The following is a 19,329-nucleotide window of genomic DNA, read 5'->3' on the forward strand; positions in this document are numbered from 1 at the left end:
GCATTATTGTAATAACAGTGAGTTTAGTCAGTTAATCCGCAGGCTAACAGTCAATATTATTGAGTGGTTGAATGGAGAAAACTGAACTAGTTATCCAGTTCGCTCATATCTTTAACCTGATCGCGGTTAATTTGTTCCGTCTTACCCGTTTGCGCATTTTTGTACGACACCAGGCCTGTATCATCATCGACTTGCGGTTTGCCGTCGGTCACGATTGTTTTGCCATCGGTAGTTTTAACCGCCTGGTTCGAGGAGCAACCGGCTACGGTGAACAGTGCTGCTGCGGTAAAAATAGAGGTGATCAGAATATGTTTTTGCATGGTGTTCTCCCTGCTTTTCAGTCGTTTTCAGTGATATACCCGTTAACTGTAGGCTAACTGACTGAGTTGCAGGGAAAATACAGAACACTCCTAATAACCCGTCCTGGTCACGGGTTTACTGCGGATCGTCATTTGGCTAGTTTGCGCCAGCGTCAGGCCTCGCGTTTCCGGGGCGAAAGCGATGGACACGAGCAGGCCGATCAGCGAAATTCCCGCCCCCATCAACATGACATTACTGATCCCGTATTTGGTGATGAACACTGGCAGCGCCCAGGTTGAAACAATGGTGCCGATACGGCTTAAGGACATAATCACCCCGACGGCAGACGCACGAATATCGGTGGGAAACAGTTCGTTAGGGTATAGCCATTGCAGGTTTCCTGGTCCCCCAGAGAAAGATGCGTATACGGCAAACGCCAGCACCACCAGCCACGCGCCCATATCAGGGATTAACCCCAGCACGGCCAGCGCCAGCGTCATCATAATGAAGCTGCCAATTAACAGCGGTCGTCGGCCCGCGCTATTAAGCCAGAACATGGGAGGAATGCATCCCAACATAAAGCACAAGCTGATTACCACATTTCCCAACGCGGCGCTTTTCCCGGCACCAAGCCCCAGCAGCCCCACAATCTGCGGACCAAAGGTATAAATGGCAAACATCGGGATCACCTGACAAGTCCAGATAGCGGCGACAAACAGCACAAACGGGAAATGACGGCGATTAAATAGCTGAAGAAAGCGCGTCTCCTGCGGCGCTTCTTCGTCGAACACCACCGGTTCACCGAACAGTTTGATCATCATCTCCTCACACTCTTTCACCCGACCTTTACGCAGCAGCCAGCGCGGCGATTCAGGAAGATCGAAACGCCCAATCAGGATCAAAATGCAGGGGATCACCGCGCTGCCCAACATCCAGCGCCATCCGCCCTCAACATCATACAACCAGTAGCCGACCAGATCGGCACAGGTGGCGCCGACATACCACATAGCGGCGATAAAACCGATGGAGAAAGCGCGCTGGCGGGTATTGGAGAACTCGGTGATCATCGAGGTGGCGATCGGGTAGTCGGCACCAATCACAATGCCGATCAGCACGCGCATTACCAACAACTCAACGGGCGAGGAGACAAACATGGTTGCCGCCGATATCACACCAATGGCGATAATATCGATAATGAACATTTTGCGCCGCCCGACCTTGTCGGAAATGTAGCCAAACAGCGACGTCCCCACAAACAGCCCCGCGAGCGTACCGGCGCCCAGCAGACCAATCCACTGCGCATCCAGTTTCAATGCTGGCGTGAGCTGTTCCAGTGCCACGCCAATCATCACCAGCACATAACCATCCAGAAACGGCCCACCGCTTCCCCACAGCATTATCCGGCGGTGAATAGAGGTGAATTTGATGTCATCAAAGTTCCTGGGCTGCTGCATGGTTATGTCCTGTTTTATTTTAACTTAATGCCTGATGACGTTACGCTTATCAGGCCTACGCATTGTTCCTGTAGGCCGGATAAGGCGAAGCCGCCATCCGGCACCAGGTTTAGCCGTAGCGGAACTCCACGCCAAACGTCCCACGCGGGTATTCCCATTTTTCCAGCGCTGTATCCAGTCCGAGAATGCGGCACGTTCCGCATTCCAGGCATCCGGCATAATCAAAACGTACGCTACCGTCATCCTGCTTTTTATACAGGCCAGCCGGACAGGCCTTAATCAGCACCTCCAGCGCCTGTTTATCAGGATCGGTTTTGAGAATGATATGCGGACTGTCTTCATCCACATTGAACTTATTGACGCCCAGTTTGACGTCCACGTTGACGGGAGATGTCATAATACGGTCACTCCTTTCAGGCCATCTTTCATCAGGTTGATGAAGCCCACTTTCTTCGCATGGCGCAGGATTTTTTTACGCATTGGCACCGGTGCCGAACCATCCACGGTGAACAGGTCGCGCGCAATACTGACCGCCATTTCCGGATAAGCGGTAAACATGCGTGGGTTATCAAGAAAAGCGGGTAGCTTCTGATACATGCGCATATCGCGCATCGGGCCTTCGTTCAGATGCTGACGGTATTCCCCCAGCGACTGCTTGCTAAAATCGTCGCGCTTCATTGCGGAAAGCACCGTTTTTGCCGCCGCTTCACCTGCGGATATGGCGAGATCCATACCGCGAATGGTAAAGCCGAGGTTCATACACATTCCAGCAGCGTCACCAGCAATCAATACGCCGTCCCCCACCAGTTCTGGCTGCATGTTGATACCGGCTTCCGGTACGACGTGCGCGGCATATTCCACCAGCTTGCCACCGGCGATCAGCGGGGCAACCGCCGGATGCTGTTTGAAATCTTCCAGCATTTGCGGAACCGATTTTTTCGCATCTTTCAGATGATGAAGGCCGCAGACCAGTCCCAGAGAAAGGGTCGTTTCATTCGTATAGAGAAAGCCACCACCCATCAACCCATCGGTGGGCGATCCGGCAAACAGACAGGCAGCCCCTTCGTTCCCTTGTAACTGGAAACGATCTTCAATTACCGATTTCGGCAACTCGATCAGCTCTTTTACGCCGACGGCAACATGCGATGCCTCGACGCGCTTTGCCATACCTAGCTTTTCAGCCAACAGAGAATTCACTCCGTCGGCAAGGATCACCACTTTGGCTTCCAGAATATCGCCATCGGCTTCCACGCCCACGACTTTGCCCTCACGCTGCACAACGTTATCCACGCGGATACCGGTGATGAGCTGAGCGCCCGCCTCTTCGGCCTGTTCCATCAGCCAGGCGTCAAATTTACTGCGTAAGACAGAGTAAGAAACCTGCGACGATTTGGCGTCTTCGCCGTTGCAATAGTCGATGGTCATCGCCCCTTTGTCGGTCATAAAGGCGAGTTTTTCGTGGGTGATGATGCGTTCAATGGGGGCCTGCTCAGCAAAGCCGGGAATGATGTTCTCCAGGCTATGCGCATACATGCGCCCACCGGTGACATTCTTCGCGCCAGCAGAATTGCCGCGCTCGATAACCAGCACCTGTGCGCCCTCCCGAGCCAGCACCAGCGCCGCAACCGAACCCGCCAGACCTGCACCCACGATGATGGCATCAAAGATATCTTCGGACATACGTACTCCTGTCAGCGGCAGGACACCTTCGCATCCTGCCCGAAATGGTTTAACGCGCTAAAGCAGCCGTCAGCGCAGGCAGGATCTTCAGCGCATCGCCAACGATGCCAAAATCCGCATACTGGAAGATCGGCGCATTTTTATCTTTGTTGATGGCGAAAATCGTCTGCGCGCCGTTGGCGCCGACCATATGTTGGATCTGCCCGGAGATCCCCACGGCCAGATACAGTTCCGGCTTGAGCATCAGGTTGGAGATGCCGACGTAGCGTTCGTGTTCCATCCACTTCTCGTTTTCCGCCACCGGTCGGGAGCACGCCAGCTCGGCGCCAATCGTCTGGCACAGCGCCTCCGCCAGCGAGATATTTTCTTTGCTGCCGATCCCGCGTCCCACGCTAACCACCAGACGGGCTTTGTCGAGGTCGACGCTGTTGCTCTGACGTGCCTGAGTTGCCGTACGAGTAACGGCTATAGCCGGAGCCTGCCATGACACGGTGTGCACCTCGCCGCTGCGGGCGGTATCCGGTTGCTGCGCGTCAAACGTTCCACTGCTGAGCGTTATCACGGCGAACGGTGAAGCGATTGTTTCTGCCCCCATCGCCAGGCCGCCGTAGACCATATGTTTTACCGCCGCTTTTCCGTCCTGCACGGCGACTGCACTGGCGTCGTTGGAAACCGCTGCCGACAAGCGAAAACCCAGTTTTGCCGCTAACAGCTTGCCGCGACGCGTATTCGGCAGCAGCACCGCCCCGCCCTCGCTGTGCTGACGAATAGTTTCGGCCATCACATCAGCGTAGTCTTCAACCATACGGTCTTCTGGTTTACCGCTGAGTAACCAGACATCATCTGCGCCTAAATGGCATGCCGTTGCGCAGTCCGCTTCACTCAGCACAAACGTGTTAACTTTTTCACCTAAAGCCTGCGCACCATTCATCAGTTCCGGCAGACGAGAAGGGGTATCGCTGAATACCCAGATACTGGAAAATTTGTTCATAACATCCCCTGATAATTAAATGATTTTGCGAAGATTCTCGACAAACGCGGCAATCTGTTCTTCACCGTCACCTTCAATTACAACGCGCTGACGCTCGCGCTGCTTCGGTGCAGCAACGTGTTGTTCGGAATATGCCTGCGCGCTGTTCAGGCCAATGTCTGCCGGCGACCAGACCTGAACCGGTTTTTTCGCCGCGCCAAGAATGGCTTTCATGGAAGGGATTTGTGGGGTGTTGATGTCCGTTGAGACCGCGATCACCGCCGGAAGCGGAATGCTCAGAGTTTCGACTTCATCTTCCAGTTCACGCTCTACCGTCAGAGTGCTGTCGGTAAGAGAGAGGATTTTACTCACGCCGTTAATCGCCGGAATGTTCAGCGCTTCGCCCACCAGCAGACCAACCTGCTGAGCATAAAGATCGGAAGAACCGTCACCGCAAATAAGCAGATCGAAACCTGCTTTTTGCGCGGCGGCAGCCAGCGCGTTGGCAGTTTGTTGCGGCAGCGCCTGCTCAAATTGATCGTCAATAACAACAATCAGTTCATCTGGGCCACGGGAAAGCACATCTTTTCGCCCTTTTGCATTGGTCAGCGCTTTGCCGCCGACGCTCATGGCCACAACCTGGGCCTCTCCTGACTGTTGTTTCAACTGACAAGCCGCTTCGATCGCATTCAGATCATACTGGCTTATTTTGCCATCCGCTTTGCTGAAATCGAGTGAACCATCAGCATTATTAATCGCAATATCCTGTTCATCAGGTACGCATTTGTAGCAAGTAATTATCTTCATTGCATCTCCAGAAATCATGAAGGAAACGTATTTATATCGGCAGTGTTAAATACAGATATCACGCTCTTTAATTCGGAAATAAAACCTTAATCACCAATATTGAAAATGTCACACATTGAAATTCGTAACTTTCAATAGTGTTATGCACCTCACCAATATTGAAAGAATCACGTCAAATATGAAAATTTTCAATATTGTCTGCGGGTTCAACAATATTGAACGCCAGTCACTTAAAAAAGTTAAAAAACCACAGCCAACTAATTGATTAAAAACAAAAAATATCAAATTTTTAAGCGAATTACTCAGCATAAAAAAGTGTGACGAAGATAACAGAACCACCCGATATGAATACTCATTATGGGTTACTCACTGAGGCGCTCCCAGAGGTTAAAAAGTTATCAACAAATCATTAATAATAAATAAACAAACGATCATGCACGGGCACGCTAAATAAGTTTCGTTTTCACACTGGAATTCACTTATGAAAAATGAAAAGAGAAAATCGGGAATTGAACCGAAGGTTTTTTTTCCGCCATTAATAATAGTTGGGATACTTTGTTGGCTAACTGTAAGAGATCTCGATGCCGCTAACGTCGTTATTAATGCGGTATTCAGTTATGTCACCAATGTCTGGGGCTGGGCATTTGAATGGTATATGGTCGTCATGCTCTTCGGCTGGTTCTGGTTGGTCTTTGGCCCGTATGCCAAAAAGAAATTAGGTGACGAAAAACCAGAGTTTAGTACCACCAGCTGGATTTTTATGATGTTCGCTTCCTGTACATCCGCCGCGGTGCTGTTCTGGGGTTCCATCGAGATCTACTACTACATCTCCACCCCGCCGTTTGCTCTCGCGCCTAACTCTACGGCTGCGAAAGAGCTGGGCCTGGCGTACAGCCTGTTCCACTGGGGACCGTTGCCGTGGGCAACCTACAGTTTCCTTTCTGTGGCTTTCGCCTACTTCTTCTTTGTGCGCAAGATGGACGTCATCCGTCCCAGCTCCACGCTGGTACCGTTGGTGGGCGAGAAGCATGCGAAAGGGCTGTTCGGCACCATCGTCGATAACTTTTATCTGGTAGCGCTGATCTTCGCGATGGGTACCAGCCTCGGTCTGGCCACTCCGCTGGTAACCGAGTGCATGCAGTATCTGTTCGGTATTCCGCATACGCTGCAACTCGACGCAATCATCATTACCTGCTGGATCATATTGAACGCCATTTGCGTGGCCTGCGGCCTGCAAAAAGGGGTCAAGATCGCCAGCGACGTGCGTAGCTATCTGAGCTTCCTGATGCTGGGCTGGGTGTTTATCGTCAGCGGCGCCAGCTTCATCATGAACTACTTCACCGACTCCGTCGGCATGCTGTTGATGTATCTGCCGCGGATGCTGTTCTATACCGATGCCATCGGTAAAGGCGGATTCCCACAGGGCTGGACCGTCTTCTACTGGGCGTGGTGGGTCATTTACGCCATCCAGATGAGTATCTTCCTGGCCCGTATTTCTCGTGGTCGTACCGTCCGTGAACTGTGCTTCGGGATGGTGCTGGGCCTGACCGCGTCGACCTGGATCCTGTGGACAGTCCTTGGCAGCAACACGCTGCTGCTGATGGATAAAAACATTCTCAACATCCCGCAGCTGATTGAACAACACGGCGTGGCGCGCGCCATTATCGAAACCTGGGCTGCTCTACCGCTCAGCACCGCCACCATGTGGGGATTCTTCATCCTCTGCTTTATTGCCACCGTGACGCTGATTAACGCCTGCTCTTACACCCTGGCGATGTCCACCTGTCGTGAAGTCCGCGATGGTGAAGAACCGCCGCTGTTAGTGCGTATCGGCTGGTCCGTTCTGGTCGGCATCATCGGTATCGTTCTGCTGGCGCTGGGTGGGCTGAAGCCGATTCAGACCGCGATTATCGCCGGAGGATGTCCGCTGTTCTTCGTCAACATCATGGTGACGCTGTCCTTTATTAAAGACGCCAAAGTGCACTGGAAAGACAAGTAATTCTAATTAACCCAATTGATCAAGAGGCTGAAAGATGGATTTCAACTTAAATGACGAGCAGGAGCTGTTTGTCGCCGGTATTCGTGAACTGATGGCCAGTGAGAACTGGGAAGCTTATTTTGCCGAGTGCGATCGTGACAGCGTCTACCCTGAGCGTTTTGTAAAAGCGCTGGCGGATATGGGCATTGATAGTCTGTTGATCCCGGAAGAACACGGCGGTCTGGAAGCGGGTTTTGTTACCGTCGCTGCCGTCTGGATGGAGCTGGGTCGTCTTGGTGCGCCAACTTACGTGTTGTACCAATTGCCGGGAGGTTTTAACACTTTCCTGCGTGAAGGTACCCAAGAGCAGATTGATAAAATCATGGCGTTCCAGGGAACCGGTAAGCAGATGTGGAACTCTGCCATCACCGAACCGGGAGCGGGATCGGATGTTGGCAGCCTGAAAACCACTTATACACGTAAAAATGGTAAGGTTTATCTTAATGGCAGTAAGTGCTTTATCACCAGTAGCGCCTATACCCCGTACATCGTGGTTATGGCGAGAGATGGTGCATCGCCGGATAAACCTGTTTACACCGAGTGGTTCGTTGACATGAGCAAAGCGGGTATCAAGGTCAACAAGCTGGAGAAACTCGGTCTGCGCATGGATAGCTGCTGTGAAATCACCTTTGACGACGTTGAACTGGACGAGAAAGACATGTTCGGTCGGGAAGGTAATGGTTTCAACCGCGTGAAAGAAGAGTTCGATCATGAACGTTTTCTCGTCGCGCTGACCAACTACGGTACGGCAATGTGCGCTTTTGAAGACGCCGCGCGCTACGCCAATCAGCGCGTGCAGTTTGGCGAAACGATCGGCCGCTTCCAGCTGATTCAGGAGAAGTTCGCGCATATGGCGATCAAACTGAATTCCATGAAAAACATGCTGCTTGAAGCGGCATGGAAAGCGGATAACGGCACCATCACTTCGGGCGATGCGGCAATGTGCAAATACTTCTGCGCCAACGCCGCGTTTGAAGTGGTCGATACCGCCATGCAGGTGCTGGGCGGTGTAGGTATCGCGGGTAACCATCGCATCACGCGTTTCTGGCGCGATCTGCGCGTTGACCGTGTTTCTGGTGGCTCTGATGAAATGCAGATCCTGACGTTGGGTCGTGCGGTACTCAAGCAATACCGCTAGTTCAGCACGATTCGTAGGCCGGATAAGGCGTTTACGCCGCCATCCGGCAACATGCCCGGTGGCGCTGCGCCTACCGGGCCTACAAAAAATGCCAGGAGCAAAATTATGAATCATTTACCAATGCCAACCTTTGGCCCACTTGCCGGGGTACGCGTGGTTTTTTCAGGGATCGAAATTGCCGGCCCGTTCGCCGGACAAATGTTCGCCGAATGGGGTGCTGAGGTTATCTGGATTGAAAACGTCGCATGGGCCGATACCATCCGCGTGCAACCTAACTATCCACAGCTCTCACGCCGCAACCTGCACGCCCTGTCGCTGAATATTTTCAAAGATGAAGGCCGGGAAGCGTTTCTGAAGCTCATGGAAACCACCGATATTTTCATTGAAGCCAGTAAAGGCCCGGCCTTTGCTCGCCGCGGTATTACCGATGACGTGCTGTGGGAACATAACCCGAAACTGGTTATCGCCCACCTTTCCGGCTTCGGCCAGTTTGGTACCGAGGAGTACACCAATCTTCCGGCATATAACACCATCGCGCAGGCGTTCAGCGGCTATTTGATCCAAAACGGTGATGTTGATCAGCCGATGCCGGCCTTCCCGTACACCGCCGATTACTTCTCCGGGATGACCGCAACGACAGCAGCGCTGGCAGCCCTGCACAAAGTACGCGAAACGGGTAAGGGTGAAAGCATTGATATCGCCATGTACGAAGTGATGCTGCGTATGGGTCAGTACTTCATGATGGACTACTTCAACGGCGGCGAAATTTGTCCACGCATGACCAAAGGCAAAGACCCGTATTACGCTGGCTGCGGTCTCTATAAATGCGCCGATGGCTATATCGTCATGGAGCTGGTCGGCATCACGCAAATCAACGAGTGCTTCAATGATATTGGCCTCGCCCACATTCTTGGCACACCGGAAGTCCCGGAAGGCACCCAGCTTATCCATCGCGTGGAATGCCCTTACGGCCCGCTCGTGGAAGAGAAACTGGACGCCTGGCTGGCAACGCACACCATCGCCGAAGTCCAGGCGCGCTTTGCTGAGCTGAATATCGCCTGCGCGAAGGTACTGACTATTCCTGAACTGGAAGGCAACCCGCAGTACGTTGCCCGTGAATCCATTACTCAGTGGCAAACGATGGACGGCCGCACCTGCAAAGGGCCGAACATCATGCCGAAATTTAAAAACAACCCAGGGAAAATCTGGCGTGGCATGCCGTCACACGGCATGGATACCGCCGCCATTCTGAAAAACATTGGTTATAGCGAAGCAGACATAAATGAGCTGGTCGGCAAAGGCCTGGCCAGAGTTGAGGAATAAACGCGACGCGCTGACCCGCTGGTTGGTTAGCGCTCACGCCTGATTTCAGTGGATAAAGCATTATGGATATCGTTGGCGGACAAAACTTACGTCAGATGTGGGACGACCTGGCCGGGGTGTACGGAGATAAAACGGCGTTAATTTTCGAATCCTGCGAAGGAATCGTTCGGCAGTATAGCTATGCCTCGCTCAATGAAGAGATAAACCGCACGGCGAACCTTTTCCATTCCTTAGGGATCCGCAAGGGCGACAAGGTCGCATTGCATCTGGATAACTGTCCGGAATTTATCTTTTGCTGGTTTGGACTGGCAAAAATTGGCGCCATTATGGTGCCGATTAATGCCCGCTTGCTGGGCGAAGAGAGCGCCTGGATCCTGCAAAACAGCCAGGTGAGCCTGCTGGTCACCAGTGCCGAGTTTTATCCTATGTACCGCCAGATACGGCTGGAAAATACCACTCCGCTTAATCATATCTGTCTGATTGGCGAGCAGCTTCCGGTTGACGACGGCGTGAGCCACTTTACCCAACTGCAAGCCCGCCAGTCGACTAATCTGTGCTATACGCCTGCGTTATCCACTGACGATACGGCGGAAATTCTGTTTACCTCAGGTACCACCTCGCGGCCTAAAGGGGTGGTGATTACCCACTACAACCTGCGCTTTGCGGGCTACTACACCTCCTGGCAAATCGCTCTGCGCGATGATGACGTCTATATGACGGTGATGCCCGCTTTCCATATAGACTGTCAGTGTACGGCCGCCATGGCTGCCTTCTCCGCAGGCAGCACCTTTGTGCTGGTGGAGAAGTACAGCGCCAGGGCGTTCTGGGATCAGGTGCGTAGATATCAGGCGACGGTCACCGAATGCATCCCGATGATGATCAGAACTCTGATGGTCCAACCCGCAGCCCCAACGGACAGACAGCATCACCTACGCGAAGTGATGTTCTATCTCAATTTATCCGAACAGGAAAAAGATGCCTTTATCGAACGCTTTGGCGTCAGACTGCTGACCTCCTACGGTATGACCGAAACCATCGTGGGCATTATTGGCGATCGCCCCGGGGACAAACGGCGCTGGCCCTCTATTGGTCGCGTGGGTTTTAGCTATGAAGCTGAAATCCGTGACGATCACAACCGTCCCCTGCCTGCCGGAGAAATTGGCGAAATCTGCATTAAAGGCGTGCCGGGAAAAACAATTTTCAAAGAGAACTACGCGCAACCCGACGCTACTGCCAAAGCGCTGGAACCTGAAGGGTGGTTGCATACCGGTGATTCGGGTTACCAGGATGCGGACGGTTTTTTTTATTTCGTCGACAGACGCTGCAACATGATTAAACGCGGTGGGGAAAATGTCTCCTGCGTCGAGCTGGAAAATATTATTTCTGCGCATCCGAAAATTCAGGACATTGTGATTGTCGGTATTAAAGACTCGATCCGTGATGAAGCCATTAAAGCTTTTGTCGTCCTTAATGAGGGTGAAACATTAAGCGAAGCTGAGTTCTTCAGCTTCTGCGAAAACAATATGGCGAAATTCAAGGTTCCTTCTTTTATGGAGATAAGAACCGACCTGCCGCGCAATTGTTCAGGAAAAATAATCAAAAAAAATCTGAAATAACCCTTCCGGTCGGAATTCCTCCGGCCGGGAAACCTAATTATCTGGAGATGAACTATGAGTGAATCATTACATCTGACCCGTAACGGCCCGATCCTGGAAATTACCCTTGACCGGCCTAAAGCCAATGCCATTGACGCTAAAACCAGCTTTGCAATGGGGGAAGCTTTTCTTAATTTTCGTGATGACCCGGAATTACGCGTAGCAATTATCACCGGCGGCGGAGAGAAATTCTTTTCTGCGGGCTGGGACTTAAAAGCGGCGGCCGACGGTGAAGCGCCAGATGCCGATTTTGGCCCAGGCGGCTTCGCCGGTTTAACCGAAATTTTCGACCTCGATAAGCCGGTCATCGCCGCGGTAAACGGCTACGCGTTTGGCGGCGGTTTTGAGCTGGCGCTGGCGGCGGATTTTATCGTCTGTGCGGAAAATGCCAGCTTCGCGCTGCCGGAAGCAAAACTCGGGATCGTGCCTGACAGCGGCGGCGTACTGCGTTTACCTAAACTGCTGCCACCGGCAATCGTTAACGAAATGGTGATGACCGGCAGACGAATGAGCGCCGAAGAAGCACTGCGCTGGGGCATCGTCAACCGCGTTGTCAGCCAGAGCGAACTGATGGATAGCGCGCGCGAACTGGCGCAGCAGCTGGTAAATAGCGCCCCGCTGGCTATCGCCGCGCTGAAAGAGATTTACCGTGCGACCAGCGAAATGCCGGTGGAAGAAGGCTACCGGTACATCCGCAGCGGTGTGCTGAAGCACTATCCATCGGTGCTGCACTCGGAAGATGCGCTCGAAGGACCACAGGCATTTGCGGAAAAACGCGATCCGGTATGGAAAGGTCGTTAATGTGCCTATGCCGGATAAGGTATTTACGCCGCAATCCGGCAATAAAACCGAGATAAGACAATGAGCTATTACGCCTTTGAGGGCCTGATTCCGGTGGTACATCCGGATGCCTATGTCCATCCCAGCGCTGTGCTGATTGGCGATGTCATTGTGGGGGCCGGGGTTTATATTGGTCCACACGCCTCATTGCGCGGTGACTATGGTCGCCTGATTCTGGAAGCCGGTTCTAACCTGCAGGATGGCTGCATCATGCACGGCTACTGCGACACCGACACTATCGTGCATGAGAATGGACACATCGGCCATGGCGCAATCCTGCACGGCTGCGTGGTGGGCAGAGATGCGCTGATTGGCATGAACAGCGTGATTATGGACGGCGCGGTGATTGGCGAAGAGAGCATTGTCGCTGCCATGAGCTTTGTCAAAGCCGGATTTCAGGGAGAGGCAAGGCAGATGCTGGTTGGTTCACCGGTTCGCGTACTGCGTGAAGTCACGGACCAGGAGCTGCACTGGAAACGGCTGAACACCAAAGAGTATCAGGACCTTGCAATCCGCTGCCAAACAGGACTACACGAAACCTTGCCATTAACGCAGGTCGAAAAAAACCGGCCGCGCCTGAAAGGCACGACGGACGTAAAGCCAAAATCAGCACGGTAATTTATGCCGGAGAAGCGCTCACGCCGATCCGGCAAATCACCATTATCGACGCATGCTCTTGGAGAGCATCATCTGCCATTTCTGCTCACGGTTAAGCTCTGTTGGGGGAACCGCTGGCAGTCGCGGCGTTTTCGCCACACTCACCTTTTTTTCCTGCAAATTGTGATTCAAGCGTCTGTAGAGATGAGAATCAATACTGATGACTTTCACCAAACGCTGGCACTGGCAGCCGCGGCCTGCAATTTGATTAGGGATCATCTTAACTTCACAAACAATTTCTCCCACTTCCGACAGAATATAAGAGAGCGTATTAATTGCTTTGCAGTGTTCAATATCAAAATGGCGGGAAATTTCCTTTGCTGTGATCCAACGATCTTCAGCCATCATCCAGTCAGCAATTAACAAATAAAGCGGTCTTTCAACATATTTTTCACACATAAGCACACCATTTCACAAATTAAAAATCTGGCTACGGCCTGTCCAAATTAATAAAAACTAAGCCATATTAAAATTGTGGATATAATGGATAGTATGCGACTTGAATGTTGATTAGTGTGAGCAACATCGTGCTTATTACATTGAAAATGTGGTTATGAAAGCGCGGTTGGCCAGGAATGACCTTATGAGAGATAAAAAAGGGTTTCTTTACAGAAACCCTTTCCAAATTATATTGCAGGCCCGGTTAGCGCAATTATCACCGGGCCTTTTTTTTATGACTTTTTGATCTGCGCGTGCATTTCCTGAACCGAGGTCACCTTCTCGGTAGCATCGGCATTCAGCGCCATCGCCGTTGCGAAACCGCCGTTCAGGGTGGTGTCATAATGCACTTTGTACTGCAGTGCGCTGCGGCGAATCAGCTTGGAGTCTTCAATCGCCTGACGGCCTTCGGTAGTGTTGATGATGTAAGTGTACTCGCCATTCTTGATACGGTCCTGAATGTGCGGACGGCCTTCATGCACCTTGTTCACCAGACGTGGATTGATACCCGCTTCGCCCAGCACAATCGCGGTACCGTGCGTCGCATCCAACTCGAAACCAAACTTCAGCAGCTTCGCCGCCAGGTCAACCACGCGCTCTTTATCGCCTTCGCGAACGGAGAGCAGCGCACGCCCCTGTTTTTTCATGGTGGAGCTGCTGCCGAGCTGTGCCTTGGCGAACGCTTCCGCGAAGGTACGGCCCACGCCCATCACCTCACCAGTAGAGCGCATTTCTGGCCCTAACAGCGGATCAACGCCCGGGAACTTGTTGAACGGCAGCACCACTTCTTTTACCGAGTAGTACGGCGGGATAACTTCTTTGGTGACGCCCTGCTGTGCCAGCGTTTTCCCGACCATCACGCGCGCTGCAACTTTCGCCAACGGTACGCCCGTTGCCTTGGAGACGAACGGAACGGTACGCGCCGCACGCGGGTTCACTTCAATCAGGTAAACTTCGTTATTCTTCACCGCAAACTGGACGTTCATCAGACCGCGAACCTGCAGTTCGAAGGCCAGTTTCTGCACCTGCTGGCGCATCACATCCTGAATTTCCTGGCTCAGGGTATACGCAGGCAGAGAACATGCGGAGTCACCGGAGTGCACGCCCGCCTGTTCGATGTGCTCCATGATACCGCCAATCAGCACCATTTCGCCGTCGCAGATGGCGTCCACGTCCACTTCCACCGCGTCATCAAGGAAACGGTCCAGCAGTACCGGCGCATCGTTAGAAACGCTGACCGCGGTCTGGAAGTAGCGACGCAGGTCGGCTTCGTCGTAGACGATTTCCATCGCGCGGCCGCCGAGAACGTAGGACGGACGCACCACCAGCGGGTAGCCAATCTCTTTCGCCTTCTCAACCGCCATTTCAATGGCGGTCACGGTGGCGTTCGCCGGTTGTTTCAGCTTCAGACGGTCAACCGCCTGCTGGAAGCGTTCACGGTCTTCCGCACGGTCGATAGCATCCGGGCTGGTGCCGATAACCGGCACGCCTGCCGCTTCCAGCGCGCGCGCCAGCTTCAGCGGAGTCTGGCCACCGTACTGCACGATAACGCCTTTCGGCTTCTCGATGCGCACGATTTCCAGCACGTCTTCCAGCGTTACCGGCTCGAAGTACAGACGGTCGGAGGTATCGTAGTCGGTAGAAACGGTTTCTGGGTTACAGTTGACCATGATGGTCTCGTAACCGTCTTCGCGCAGCGCCAGCGAGGCGTGTACGCAGCAGTAGTCGAATTCAATGCCCTGACCGATACGGTTTGGACCACCGCCCAGCACCATAATCTTGTCGCGATCCTGAGTTGGATTCGCTTCGCACTCGTCTTCATAAGTGGAGTACATGTAAGCGGTGTCGGTGGCAAATTCTGCCGCGCAGGTATCCACGCGCTTGTAGACCGGGTGCAGGTTATATTGGTCACGCAGCTTGCGGATTTCCGCTTCGCGTACGCCGGCCAGCTTCGCCAGACGCGCATCGGCGAAACCTTTGCGCTTCAGTACGCGCAAGAAGTCAGCGTCGAGGCCGTTGATACCAAGGTCTGTGACTTTTTCTTCCAGGCGCACCAGTTCTTCAATCTGCACCAGGAACCAGCGGTCGATGTTGGTCAGGTTGAACACGCCATCGACGGACAGACCAGCACGGAAAGCATCGGCGATGTACCAGATACGCTCGGCGCCTGCGTCTTTCAGCTCGCGGCGGATTTTGGTCAGCGCTTCCGGGTCATCCAGACTTACTTTCGGGTCGAAGCCGGTCGCGCCCACTTCCAGACCGCGCAACGCTTTTTGCAGAGACTCCTGCTGGGTGCGGCCAATCGCCATCACTTCACCGACAGATTTCATCTGGGTGGTCAGGCGGTCGTTAGCGCCAACAAATTTCTCGAAGTTGAAGCGTGGAATTTTCGTCACAACGTAGTCGATGGACGGCTCAAACGAAGCCGGAGTCCGCCCGCCGGTGATGTCGTTCATCAGTTCGTCGAGGGTGTAACCTACCGCCAGCTTGGCTGCGACTTTCGCAATCGGGAAGCCGGTTGCTTTGGACGCCAGCGCCGAGGAGCGGGAGACGCGCGGGTTCATCTCGATAACAATCAGACGGCCGTTTTTCGGGTTTACCGCAAACTGGACGTTAGAACCACCGGTTTCAACGCCGATTTCACGCAGCACCGCCATCGAGGCGTTACGCATGATTTGATATTCTTTGTCGGTCAGCGTCTGGGCTGGCGCAACGGTGATGGAGTCACCGGTATGGATGCCCATCGCGTCGAAGTTTTCGATGGAGCAGACGATGATGCAGTTGTCGTTTTTATCACGTACCACTTCCATCTCGTACTCTTTCCAGCCAATCAGCGATTCATCAATCAGCAGTTCGTTGGTTGGGGAAAGATCCAGACCGCGTTCGCAAATTTCTTCAAACTCTTCGCGGTTGTAGGCGATACCGCCGCCGGTGCCACCCATGGTGAAGGACGGACGGATAATGCACGGGAAGCCGACGTCAGCGGCAACCGCCAGCGCTTCTTCCATGGTGTGAGCGATGCCTGAACGTGCGGTATCGAGACCGATTTTTTTCATCGCGATGTCGAAGCGACGACGGTCTTCCGCTTTATCAATAGCATCCGCCGTCGCGCCAATCATGGTCACGCCGAACTCAGCCAGTACGCCCTGGCGTTCCAGCTCCAGCGCACAGTTCAGCGCCGTCTGACCGCCCATGGTTGGCAGCACCGCATCCGGGCGCTCTTTCTCAATGATTTTGCGTACCACTTCCCAGTGAATCGGCTCGATGTAGGTGGCATCGGCCATTTCCGGGTCGGTCATGATGGTCGCCGGGTTGGAGTTCACCAGAATAACGCGGTAACCCTCTTCACGCAGGGCTTTACACGCCTGCGCGCCGGAATAGTCAAACTCACACGCCTGACCGATAACGATCGGACCCGCGCCCAGAATCAGGATACTTTTTATGTCTGTACGTTTTGGCATGGCTCTTTTACTCCTGATTATTTCGCGGACTGACGGTATTGCTCAATTAACTCGATAAAGTGGTCGAACAGCGGCGCAGCATCGTGTGGACCCGGGCTTGCTTCAGGGTGCCCCTGGAAGCTGAACGCCGGTTTGTCGGTACGATGAATCCCCTGCAGGGTGCCGTCGAACAGCGACTTGTGGGTCACGCGCAGGTTGGCAGGCATGGAGGCCTCATCGACCGCAAAACCGTGGTTCTGAGCGGTGATCATCACGGTGTTGTTATCAATATCTTTTACCGGATGGTTGCCGCCGTGGTGGCCGAACTTCATCTTAATGGTCTTCGCACCGCTTGCCAGCGCCAGCAGTTGATGGCCGAGGCAGATGCCAAATACCGGAATATCGGTTTCGAGGAATTTCTGAATCGCGGTAATCGCGTAGTCGCACGGCGCCGGATCGCCAGGACCGTTGGACAGGAAGATACCGTCCGGATTCATCTTCAGCACATCTTCAGCAGAGGTTTTCGCCGGCACAACCGTCAGGCGGCAGCCGCGATCCGCTAACATACGCAGAATGTTACGTTTAGCGCCGAAATCGTAGGCCACTACGTGGAACGGCAGTTCATCGGCGGATTTAGCTTCCGGCAGGTCACCGGCCAGCGTCCAGCTACCTTGTGTCCAGCTATAAGGCTCCGCGGTGGTCACTTCTTTCGCCAGATCCATACCGTTCAGACCTGGGAAGGCTTTCGCTTTTTCCAGCGCCAGCGCCGCATCCGGGTTATCACCCGCGATAATGCAGCCGTTCTGTGCGCCCTTTTCACGCAGCAAACGCGTCAGCTTACGGGTATCGATATCGGCAATTGCCACAATATTATTGCGTTTGAGGTAAGAAGAGAGGTCTTCGGTATCGCGGAAGTTGCTGGCAATCAGCGGCAGGTCGCGGATGACCAGGCCTTGCGCATGTACTTGAGAAGATTCTGCATCGGCTTCATTGGTGCCGACATTACCGATATGAGGATAAGTAAGAGTGACGATTTGGCGGGAATAGGAAGGATCAGTGAGGATTTCTTGATAACCGGTCATTGAAGTATTGAAAACGACTTCCCCAACCGCCGAACCTGTTGCCCCTATGGCCCGACCGTGAAACTGGGTTCCGTCTTCCAGAACCAATAGCGCTGACTTAATCAAAACACCCTCCAGAGAATATTCACTCACTTTATTTGCATATTAATTCATTAACACCTCATGAATCAATGCAAATTTGCTTACCTATGGATTTCTGGCAAACGGCGGCATTCTAGAGATAGCCCACGTAAAAGTCTACCCAAAAGGGCATTTTTTATTATTATTTTACGCCACTGAGATAAAACACACGATTTAACAGGCAAAAAGATCAGCTAACTTGGGGTGGAAAACGCTTGCGGAAGATAAAGAGTGTAAAAACAGGAAGCGCGATAGATAAAAGTGGACCATTTGGTCAAAATTTACATTGAAATAACAAAATAACCCCGCAAAACATCAACAAATAGGTCATTAAATAAAAAAATCAAATTAAAAAGCGAAAAATAAAAGGGCAATAAAATATTGCCCTATGTAATCAAATAGTTATGATTACAATAACCACATCACGAAGGGTAATAAAAGTTATAAACTGCGTAAATCAAGCACATCTTTCATATCAAAAAGACCGTTTGACTTTGATTTCAGCCAAATTGCCGATCGTACTGCGCCATTGGCAAAGGTCATGCGGCTGGAGGCTTTATGCGTGATCTCAATGCGCTCGCCAATATCGGCAAACATCGCGGTATGCTCACCAACGATATCTCCCGCCCGCACCGTGGCAAAACCGATCGTACCGGGTACGCGCTCACCGGTGTAACCTTCACGCGAATAGACGGCACACTCTTTTAAATCTTTATCCAGCGCCCCGGCAATCGCCTCCCCCATCGCCAGCGCAGTGCCTGACGGCGCATCCACTTTATGACGGTGATGGGCTTCAATAATCTCAATATCGGTGTAATCACCCATCACTTTCGCCGCCTTCTCCAGCAGCTTAAGCATGACGTTAACGCCAACGCTAAAGTTCGCGGCGAAAACGATAGCAATGTCCTGCGCAGCATCACGAATAGCCTGTTTGCCCGCGTCATCAAAGCCAGTGGTGCCAATCACCATCCCTTTACCGTGCTGGCGGCAAAACGCCAGATGCGCCAGCGTGCCTTCCGGGCGAGTAAAATCGATGAAAACATCAAAATCATCTTTCACCGCCTCAAGACTACTTTGCACGGTAACGCCCGTTTTACCGGCTCCCGCTAACTCTCCGGCATCGCTTCCCAGCAAAGAAGAACCTTCGCGCTCCAGCGCCGCGCCGAGCTGTACGCCATCCATGCCAAGAGTGGCCTGAATCAACTGACGCCCCATGCGCCCTCCGGCTCCCGCGATGGCAACGCGGATTTGTGCATCATGCATAGCTATTCTCTTTTGTTAATTTTACGTAAATCGTTTTCAGATTAACCAGCACATCGCTGCGCCGCCAGCCGAAAACGTCGATAATTAGAATTTAATGATAAACAGGCAGAGATATCAGTAAAAG

Annotated in this window: 16 protein-coding genes; 6 read left to right on the top strand and 10 right to left on the bottom strand. The window is 52.8% G+C overall.

Translation table 11 applies throughout. The features are described from left to right. Window positions 1-86: 86 nt before the first annotated feature. The 6 genes from HV311_RS21185 to HV311_RS21210 form a co-directional block, all read right to left on the bottom strand. Entirely contained in the window at window positions 87-320 is a 234-nt protein-coding gene (locus HV311_RS21185) for a YgdI/YgdR family lipoprotein (RefSeq protein ID WP_003018880.1), read from the bottom strand. 90 nt (window positions 321-410) lie between these two features. After that, window positions 411-1,754, bottom strand: a complete 1,344-nt coding sequence (locus HV311_RS21190; protein ID WP_191220432.1) for an MFS transporter — start codon at window positions 1,752-1,754, stop codon at window positions 411-413. A 109-nt stretch (window positions 1,755-1,863) separates the two neighbouring features. After that, window positions 1,864-2,151 (bottom strand): ferredoxin-like protein FixX, encoded by a 288-nt coding sequence (gene fixX / locus HV311_RS21195; RefSeq protein WP_000203736.1) that lies wholly within the window; start codon window positions 2,149-2,151, stop codon window positions 1,864-1,866. Beyond that, complete coding sequence (locus HV311_RS21200; RefSeq protein WP_191220433.1) at window positions 2,148-3,434, bottom strand: FAD-dependent oxidoreductase; 1,287 nt, start codon at window positions 3,432-3,434, stop codon at window positions 2,148-2,150. The genes fixX and HV311_RS21200 overlap by 4 nt, the downstream gene beginning before the upstream one ends. Before the next feature lie 49 nt (window positions 3,435-3,483). Continuing rightward, entirely contained in the window at window positions 3,484-4,425 is a 942-nt protein-coding gene (locus HV311_RS21205) for an electron transfer flavoprotein subunit alpha/FixB family protein (RefSeq protein WP_053388875.1), read from the bottom strand. Between the two features lie 15 nt (window positions 4,426-4,440). Next, window positions 4,441-5,211, bottom strand: coding sequence for an electron transfer flavoprotein FixA (locus HV311_RS21210; protein ID WP_016151656.1), 771 nt, complete (start codon window positions 5,209-5,211; stop codon window positions 4,441-4,443). 481 nt (window positions 5,212-5,692) lie between these two features. On the opposite strand from HV311_RS21210, the gene caiT reads away from it, so the two are divergent. The 6 genes from caiT (at window position 5,693) to caiE (ending at window position 12,823) form a co-directional block, all read left to right on the top strand. Continuing rightward, window positions 5,693-7,210: an L-carnitine/gamma-butyrobetaine antiporter gene (gene caiT / locus HV311_RS21215; protein WP_131347644.1), complete on the top strand. Its 1,518-nt coding sequence runs from the start codon at window positions 5,693-5,695 to the stop codon at window positions 7,208-7,210. 34 nt (window positions 7,211-7,244) lie between these two features. After that, window positions 7,245-8,387 (top strand): crotonobetainyl-CoA dehydrogenase, encoded by a 1,143-nt coding sequence (gene caiA / locus HV311_RS21220; protein ID WP_003018898.1) that lies wholly within the window; start codon window positions 7,245-7,247, stop codon window positions 8,385-8,387. Window positions 8,388-8,492: 105 nt separating this feature from the next. Further along, the gene (gene caiB, locus HV311_RS21225; protein WP_016155668.1) at window positions 8,493-9,710 is read left to right on the top strand and encodes an L-carnitine CoA-transferase; all 1,218 of its coding nucleotides are present in this window, start codon (window positions 8,493-8,495) and stop codon (window positions 9,708-9,710) included. Window positions 9,711-9,772: 62 nt separating this feature from the next. Next, the gene (gene caiC / locus HV311_RS21230) at window positions 9,773-11,326 is read left to right on the top strand and encodes a crotonobetaine/carnitine-CoA ligase (protein ID WP_191220434.1); all 1,554 of its coding nucleotides are present in this window, start codon (window positions 9,773-9,775) and stop codon (window positions 11,324-11,326) included. A gap of 54 nt (window positions 11,327-11,380) precedes the next feature. After that, window positions 11,381-12,166 (top strand): crotonobetainyl-CoA hydratase, encoded by a 786-nt coding sequence (gene caiD, locus HV311_RS21235; protein WP_019078347.1) that lies wholly within the window; start codon window positions 11,381-11,383, stop codon window positions 12,164-12,166. 60 nt (window positions 12,167-12,226) lie between these two features. Beyond that, entirely contained in the window at window positions 12,227-12,823 is a 597-nt protein-coding gene (gene caiE, locus HV311_RS21240; RefSeq protein ID WP_047358347.1) for a carnitine operon protein CaiE, read from the top strand. A gap of 42 nt (window positions 12,824-12,865) precedes the next feature. Here caiE and caiF read toward each other — a convergent pair whose 3' ends face one another. The 4 genes from caiF to dapB all read right to left on the bottom strand — a co-directional run bounded on the left by caiF (window position 12,866) and on the right by dapB (window position 19,205). Further along, a complete protein-coding gene (caiF, locus tag HV311_RS21245; protein WP_016151651.1) occupies window positions 12,866-13,261 on the bottom strand; it encodes a carnitine metabolism transcriptional regulator CaiF in 396 nt (131 codons plus the stop codon). A 272-nt stretch (window positions 13,262-13,533) separates the two neighbouring features. Then, entirely contained in the window at window positions 13,534-16,761 is a 3,228-nt protein-coding gene (gene carB / locus HV311_RS21250; protein WP_016151650.1) for a carbamoyl-phosphate synthase large subunit, read from the bottom strand. Between the two features lie 17 nt (window positions 16,762-16,778). Next, complete coding sequence (carA, locus tag HV311_RS21255; RefSeq protein WP_095715619.1) at window positions 16,779-17,927, bottom strand: glutamine-hydrolyzing carbamoyl-phosphate synthase small subunit; 1,149 nt, start codon at window positions 17,925-17,927, stop codon at window positions 16,779-16,781. Between the two features lie 456 nt (window positions 17,928-18,383). Continuing rightward, the gene (gene dapB / locus HV311_RS21260) at window positions 18,384-19,205 is read right to left on the bottom strand and encodes a 4-hydroxy-tetrahydrodipicolinate reductase (protein WP_016151648.1); all 822 of its coding nucleotides are present in this window, start codon (window positions 19,203-19,205) and stop codon (window positions 18,384-18,386) included. Between the last annotated feature and the right edge of the window lie 124 nt (window positions 19,206-19,329).

The organism is Citrobacter sp. RHBSTW-00881 (assembly GCF_013728515.1).
Classification (GTDB): domain Bacteria; phylum Pseudomonadota; class Gammaproteobacteria; order Enterobacterales; family Enterobacteriaceae; genus Citrobacter; species Citrobacter braakii.